The sequence below is a fragment of the Paracoccus alkenifer genome, assembly GCF_900108405.1.
Classification (GTDB): Bacteria; Pseudomonadota; Alphaproteobacteria; order Rhodobacterales; family Rhodobacteraceae; genus Paracoccus; species Paracoccus alkenifer.
Genome location: NZ_FNXG01000016.1, coordinates 1 through 6,632, shown reverse-complemented (window position 1 = coordinate 6,632; position 6,632 = coordinate 1). Strand labels below are relative to the sequence as shown.

At 67.1% G+C, this 6,632-nt stretch carries 9 protein-coding genes; 2 read left to right on the top strand and 7 right to left on the bottom strand.

Annotation, left to right across the window (positions count from 1 at the left end; all coding sequences use genetic code 11):
- The 5 genes from BLW83_RS15280 to BLW83_RS15260 all read right to left on the bottom strand — a co-directional run.
- The coding region (locus BLW83_RS15280) for an electron transfer flavoprotein subunit beta/FixA family protein (protein ID WP_425433973.1) at positions 1 to 344 on the bottom strand (344 nt) is incomplete at its 3' end.
- A 118-nt stretch (positions 345 to 462) separates the two neighbouring features.
- Complete coding sequence (locus BLW83_RS15275) at positions 463 to 1,053, bottom strand: cob(I)yrinic acid a,c-diamide adenosyltransferase (RefSeq protein WP_090849243.1); 591 nt, start codon at positions 1,051 to 1,053, stop codon at positions 463 to 465.
- Positions 1,053 to 1,253: a twin transmembrane helix small protein gene (locus BLW83_RS15270; RefSeq protein ID WP_090849241.1), complete on the bottom strand. Its 201-nt coding sequence runs from the start codon at positions 1,251 to 1,253 to the stop codon at positions 1,053 to 1,055. The genes BLW83_RS15275 and BLW83_RS15270 overlap by 1 nt, the downstream gene beginning before the upstream one ends.
- A 27-nt stretch (positions 1,254 to 1,280) precedes the next feature.
- Positions 1,281 to 2,099 carry an SDR family NAD(P)-dependent oxidoreductase gene (locus BLW83_RS15265; RefSeq protein ID WP_090849239.1) on the bottom strand — a complete coding sequence of 273 codons (819 nt, stop codon included), beginning with the start codon at positions 2,097 to 2,099 and terminating at the stop codon, positions 1,281 to 1,283.
- A gap of 3 nt (positions 2,100 to 2,102) precedes the next feature.
- Positions 2,103 to 2,453: an SH3 domain-containing protein gene (locus BLW83_RS15260; RefSeq protein WP_090849237.1), complete on the bottom strand. Its 351-nt coding sequence runs from the start codon at positions 2,451 to 2,453 to the stop codon at positions 2,103 to 2,105.
- 198 nt (positions 2,454 to 2,651) lie between these two features.
- On the opposite strand from BLW83_RS15260, the gene parC reads away from it, so the two are divergent.
- Positions 2,652 to 4,907, top strand: a complete 2,256-nt coding sequence (parC, locus tag BLW83_RS15255; RefSeq protein ID WP_090849235.1) for a DNA topoisomerase IV subunit A — start codon at positions 2,652 to 2,654, stop codon at positions 4,905 to 4,907.
- A gap of 63 nt (positions 4,908 to 4,970) precedes the next feature.
- Here the strand turns inward: parC and BLW83_RS15250 are convergent, their stop codons facing one another.
- The gene (locus BLW83_RS15250; protein WP_090849233.1) at positions 4,971 to 5,552 is read right to left on the bottom strand and encodes a cytochrome b/b6 domain-containing protein; all 582 of its coding nucleotides are present in this window, start codon (positions 5,550 to 5,552) and stop codon (positions 4,971 to 4,973) included.
- 2 nt (positions 5,553 to 5,554) lie between these two features.
- Entirely contained in the window at positions 5,555 to 6,007 is a 453-nt protein-coding gene (locus BLW83_RS15245) for a c-type cytochrome (protein WP_090849231.1), read from the bottom strand.
- Between the two features lie 356 nt (positions 6,008 to 6,363).
- On the opposite strand from BLW83_RS15245, the gene BLW83_RS15240 reads away from it, so the two are divergent.
- The coding region (locus BLW83_RS15240; protein ID WP_245728920.1) for a GTP-binding protein at positions 6,364 to 6,632 on the top strand (269 nt) is incomplete at its 3' end.

Here is a 6,632-nt window from a genome sequence, read left to right as displayed (position 1 = left end):
CCGGGCTGTTCGTCCGCGACGACCTTGGCCAGGATCTTGGCCACCGCCAGCGGCTCGATGTCCTGATGCACGTCGTCGGCGGCCACCACCAGGATGCCGCGGTCGGCGCCCATCGCCAGCGCGGTGCGGATGGTTTCCGCCGCCTGCTTGACGCCGATCGACACCACCACGATTTCCGAAACCGCGCCCTTTTCCTTGAGCCGGATCGCCTCTTCCACCGCGATCTCGTCGAACGGGTTCATCGACATCTTGACGTTCGCGAGGTCAACCCCCGACCCATCGGCCTTGACGCGCGCCTTGACGTTATAGTCAATCACGCGCTTGACCGGAACGAGAACCTTCATCTCGGCTGCTCTCCCTTGTTCACAGACACCATCCGTTGCGGGACATGGCTTAGCGGTCGCCCCGGCGGGATAAAAGACCTTTTGCACCCTTGCCGTCGCATTAGGCGGGGACGACGCGTCATTCCGCCGCGGGTTTTCCCCCGCGCGAGGCGCCGGGCACCCACAGCACGTCGCCGGTGTCGGCATTGGCCACCCGGGCTGCGACGAACATCCAGTCGGACAGCCGGTTGAGGTATTTCACCGCCACCGGGTTCGCGTCGCCGCCCTGCGCCAGTTCGGTGGCCCGCCGTTCCGCCCGCCGCGCCACGGTGCGGCACAGATGCAGATGCGCCGCCAGCACCGAGCCGCCGGGCAGGATGAAGCTGCGCAGCGGCGACAGCGCCGCGTTCATCGCGTCGATTTCGGATTCCAGCCGGTCGACCTGTTCCTGCACAGTGCGCAGCACCGGATAGGGGGCGTCCCCGTCGCGGTCCATATGCGGGCGCGACAGGTCGGCGCCCAGGTCGAACAGCTCGTTCTGGATCACCGACAGCTGTTCGGCCAGCGCCGCATCGGCGTGCAGCCGCGCCAGCCCCAGCGTGGCGTTCAATTCGTCCACGGTGCCGTAGGCTTCGACCCGCGGGTCGTGCTTGGCGACGCGCGATCCGTCCGACAGCGCGGTGTCGCCCTTGTCGCCGGTGCGTGTGTAGATGCGGTTCAGAACGACCATCAATGCCCCCGAATAAAGACCACGATCAGGATCAGCGCCACCGCAATTGCCTGTGCGATGATGCGCCAGCGCATCATGCGGTTGCCGTGCTTGCGGTTGAATTCGCCGCCTTGGGCAAAGCCGCCGACGCCGACCATCAGGATCACCATGACCACGAGGACCGCGAGCGCCGCAAGGATGAAAAGTGGCTTGTCCTGCATGTGTGGTGCCTTTCGCTGGCGGCGACACTAGCTGCGCCGCGCAAACCAGTCCAGTGCCGCGGTGGGCAGCAGCCGCCGCCCGATTTCCGCCATGGTGGTGGGCCGTGTCAGCCGATAGCGGGCGCGGGGCCGCGGCGATTCCAGCGCGCGGAGAATGACGGCCGCGGCGGCCGAGGCCGGCAGCTCGAACCGGTCCGGGCCGCCGGGTTCGTAAAGCCGACGCAGCAGGCTGTCGCGGTATTGCCCGGCGCGCGGGCTGGCCTGCCAGTCGATCCAGCGCTCGAAATGCGGGATGGAATTGGCGCGGATGCGGCTGGTGATCGGTCCGGGCTGGATCAGGATCACGCTGATGCCGGTGCCCCGCATCTCGATGCGCAGCACGTCGGTCAGCCCCTCAAGCGCGAATTTCGTCGCCACATAGGCGCCGCGCCAGGGAATGCCGACCAGCCCCAGCACCGAGCTGACATTGACGATGCGCCCGGCGCCCTGTTGCCGGAAATGCGGGATCAGGCGGCGGGTCAGGTCGTGGGTGCCGAACAGATTGGCCTCGAATATCGCGCGCAGACCCTCGCGGGGCAGATCCTCGACCGCGCCGGGCAGGGCAAAGGCGGCGTTGTTCACCAGCGCATCAATGGGGCCAAGCGCCAGCGCCTTGTCCGCGCAAACGGCGACGCTTTCGGGATCGGACAGGTCCAGCGGCAGCGCCAGCATCCTCTCGGCCCGGCGGGCGTCAAGATCGGCGTCACCGCGGCAGGTGGCGATGACACGCCAGCCGGCGCGGGCCAGGTGGCGGGCGGCGTCCAGCCCGATGCCCGATGAACAGCCGGTGATCAGGACCGTGCGCAAGCGTCAGCCGGGGAATGCGGCGGTCAGCACGTCGCTGCGCACGAAGCCGACCCTGCCCGAGCCGTCCCGGACCTTGGTGAAATCGCCCTGAATCTCACCCAGCGTCAGCAGCGGCGCGCCATAGGGCAGGATATGCAGGATGCCTGCGGCGTTGTCGGGTTCGGCCTTCAGCGCCTGATGCGGGCGTGCGACATATTGCAGCGCGGTCTGTGCGGCCTCGTCCGCGCCGCTGCCCATGAACCCCGCCGACATCACCGCCGGACCCGGACCCTGGGCTACCGGCTCGCCGCTGGTGCCCACCAGAAACAGCAGCGTAAAGGTCGAGGTCAGGGCAAGGGCGATCAGGCGGAACATGGCGACAGGGCTGGCTGGTGGCTGGTGGCTTTGACGGAATGCCGGTTGCGGCGGTGGATTACCATGCAGAACCCCGTTTGCGGCGGCTGCGTTCCCGGTATCAGTTGCAGTTCCGCCTTTCGTGACCGGCAGTGTGATAAATTCATCACTGTCATGCCGGCTCTGGACCGTGGCCCGGCGCAGGCGTAGTCAGGCGCCATGAGCAATGACCCACAAGACGCGCCCCCCGAGCAGCCGGCGAACGGCGCAGGCCCGGACGGCGAGGCGACGACCTCGGAAACGCTCAGCCGCGCGATCGGCGAGCGTTATCTGACCTATGCGCTGTCCACGATCATGCACCGGGCGCTGCCCGACGCGCGCGACGGGCTGAAGCCGGTCCACCGCCGCATCCTTTACGCGATGCGCGAGCTGCGGCTGGCGCCCACCGGCGCGTTCCGCAAATCGGCCAAGATTTCCGGCGACGTGATGGGGAACTATCACCCGCATGGCGACAGCGCGATCTATGACGCGATGGCGCGTTTGGCCCAGCCGTTCGTCATGCGCTATCCGCTGGTGGACGGGCAGGGGAACTTTGGTTCCATCGACGGCGACAGCCCCGCCGCCAGCCGCTATACCGAGGCCCGCCTGACCGCCGCGTCCGAGGCGCTGATGGAGGGGCTGGCCGAAAACGCCGTCGATTTCCGCCCCAACTACGACGGCACGCTGGAAGAGCCCGTGGTGCTGCCCGCAGCCTTTCCGAACCTGCTGTGCAACGGCGCCAGCGGCATCGCGGTGGGGATGGCGACCAACATCCCGCCCCACAACCTGCACGAAGTCGTGGACGCCTGCCTGCATCTGATCAAGTCGCCCGAGGCCCGCGACGAAACCCTGATGACCATCATGCCCGGGCCGGATTTCCCCACCGGCGGCGTGCTGGTCGAGGACGCGGCGACGCTGGCCGAGGCGTATCGCACCGGCCGCGGCAGCATGCGTCTGCGCGCGCGCTGGGAAACCGAGGATCTGGGCCGTGGCACCTGGCAGATCGTGGTCACCGAAATCCCCTATCTGGTGCAGAAATCCAAGCTGATCGAGCGGCTGGCCGAGCTGGTGCTGACCAAGAAGATCCCGATCCTCGCCGATGTGCGCGACGAATCGGCCGAGGATATCCGCATCGTGCTGGAACCTCGCGCCCGCAGCGTCGATCCGGCACAGCTGATGGCGGCGCTGTTCAGGGTCAGCGACCTTGAAACCCGCTTCAGCCTGAACATGAACGTGCTGATCGACGGCCGCACCCCCAGGGTCTGTTCCCTGAAAGAGGTGCTGCGCGCGTTTCTGGACCACCGGCGCGAGGTGCTGCTGCGCCGCTCGACCCACCGGCTGGAAAAGATCGCGGCGCGGCTTGAGGTGCTGGACGGCTATATCGTCGCCTATCTGAACCTCGACCGGGTGATCGAGATCATCCGCCACGAGGACGACCCCAAGGCGGTGATGATGGCCGAATTCGGCCTGTCGGAATTGCAGGTCGAGGCGATCCTGAACATGCGCCTGCGCGCCCTGCGCAAGCTTGAGGAAATCGAGCTGCGCGCCGAGCGCGACCGGCTGGCCGAGGAACGCGAGGGGCTGCTGGCGCTGGTCGCGGACCCCGCGCTGCAATGGGCGCGCATCGCGTCCGAGCTGCGCGACATCCGCGGGCTGTTCGGCAAGTCGAACCCCGCAGGTGTGCGGCGGACCGAGATCACCGCGTCCGAAGACGTGCAGCCGCTGGACATGGACGCGATGATCGAGCGCGAGCCGGTCACCGTGATCCTGTCGCGCATGGGCTGGATCCGCGCGGTCAAGGGCCACCAGCCGCTGGATGCGGAACTCAAGTTCCGCGACGGCGACGGCCCCTTCATGGCGCTGCACGCGGAAACCACCGACAAGCTGATGGTGTTCGGCGCGAACGGCCGTTTCTACACGCTGCCGGCCAATAACCTGCCCGGCGGGCGGGGCTTGGGCGAGCCTTTGCGGCTGATGATCGACCTGCCCAACGACGCTGCGGTGCTGGACCTGTTCCCCTGGCGCGAGGGGCAGCAGTTCGTCGTGGCGTCAAAAGCCGGCGACGGCTTTGTCGTGAACGCGGCCGACATGCAGGCCCAAACCCGAACCGGCAAGCAGGTGCTGAACGGCGAGGCGTTGCTGGTCCGCCGGGTCGAGGGCGACCACCTGGCCGTGGTGGGCGAGAACCGCAAGCTGCTGGTGTTCCCGCTGTCCGAGCTGCCGGAAATGGCTCGCGGCAAGGGCGTGCGCCTGCAAAAGTTCAAGGACGGCGGGCTGTCGGATGCGAAATGCATCACCCTGTCGGCCGGGCTGTCGTGGCTGGATCCGGCCGGGCGCACCCGCACCGAACCCGACCTGTCGGAATGGCTGGGCAAGCGCGCCAGCACCGGCCGCATGGCCCCGCGCGGCTTTCCCCGCGACAATCGTTTCAACTGACGCAAAGGGCCGCCCACCGGGCGGCCCTGTTCGTTGCGGCTCGTTGCGGCGGGCGCGGGCGGCCTAGTCGTCGCGCCGCACCAGCTTCCAGCCGGTCAGCATCGGCCGCACCAGATCCTCGCGCTTCCACAGGCGATAGAACAGGATCATGCCGACATGCAGCACGACCAGCAACAGGATCACCACCGCGCCCAGATTGTGCCAGCCCACCGCCGCGCGCGAGGTCGCCCTGCTGACCTGCCCGGCCAGCGGCCCGATGTTGATGAAATCATCGGGGTCCGAGACCAGCCCCGACCCGACCTGCGCCGCCAGCACCAGCAGCATGGCGATCACCGACAGCGCCCCCAGCGGATTGTGCCCCGGCCAATAAGACGGCACCCGCCGGAACATGCCGCGCGCATAGCGCAGCATCTTGCCCGGCCCGGTCAGGAAATGGCTGAACCTTGCGGGCTTCGGCCCGACAAAGCCCCAGACCAGCCGGAACACCAGCAGCCCGGCCACCGCATAGCCGCACCAGAAATGCAGCCACATGTTCGCCGGGCCGAACTTGCCCAGCACCCAGGCGGCGATCACGAAAAACGCCAGCAGCCAGTGGAACGCCCGCAGCGCCGGATCCCACAGCTTTTCGCGGACCGGATCGCTCACGGTCACTTGGCGCGATAATTGTCGTGGCAGGCCTTGCAGGTGCCGCCCAGCGACTGGACCACCGCACCGACCTGCGCCTGCCCGCCCTTGACGCCCTCGGGCGCCGCCGCGGCCGCGACCTTGAAATCGTCGTGCTTGGCGCGCACGTCGTCAAGGTTGTCCCAGGTCTTGGCCAGCGCATGGCTGCCTTCGAGCTCGCCCTGCGCGGTGCCGGGCAGGAAATGCATCTCGACCTCGTAATTGCCAAGGGCGGCAAGGTTGCTGGCGTGGAACACCGCCTGCTCTTCGTTGTATTCCATGTCGCCCTTGGCCATGGCGGCAAGCGGTCCCATGTTGGCCGAGATCGCGACCATATAGCCTTGGCGGGCCTTTAGCGCGTCCTGTTCGACGCTGTTGTCCTGCGCAATGGCGAGAACCGGGATCGCGGCGAATGCAGCGGCTAGGATGAGGCGCATTACAAGGCTCCTTTATAAAATATGAGTCAGCGGCAAAATGCTTTCTTTGCCGCGACGGCTCAACCCACAAGCGACGCGGGATCATCACGAAGTCGTCAGCGGAACTTTACCCATGTGCTTGAAATGAAAGCCGCATCGGGGGCGGCTTTGCGGCGGCCGGGCCATCGGAATCGGGGCTTTGCGCCGGTCGTCGGGCGTTGGCCGCGTGGTTTTCGCCGGCGGTGCCGCAAAGCTGCCGCAGTTCCCCGCAACCCGCGCGCGCCGCCTTGATTTCCGGGCGACTCGCTTATAGATCGCGGCGATACTTACGCGAGGCGCGTCGTCCAGCCGGCGCCCGACGATCAGGAGAGGCCAGGATGGCAAAGGCAAAATTCGAACGCACGAAACCTCACGTCAACATCGGCACGATCGGTCACGTTGACCACGGCAAGACGACGACGACTGCTGCGATCACCAAGTATTTTGGCGATTTCAAGGCGTATGACGCGATTGACGGCGCGCCCGAGGAAAAGGCGCGCGGGATCACGATCTCGACCGCGCATGTGGAATACGAGACCGACGCCCGCCACTACGCGCATGTGGACTGCCCCGGCCACGCCGACTACGTCAAGAACATGATCACCGG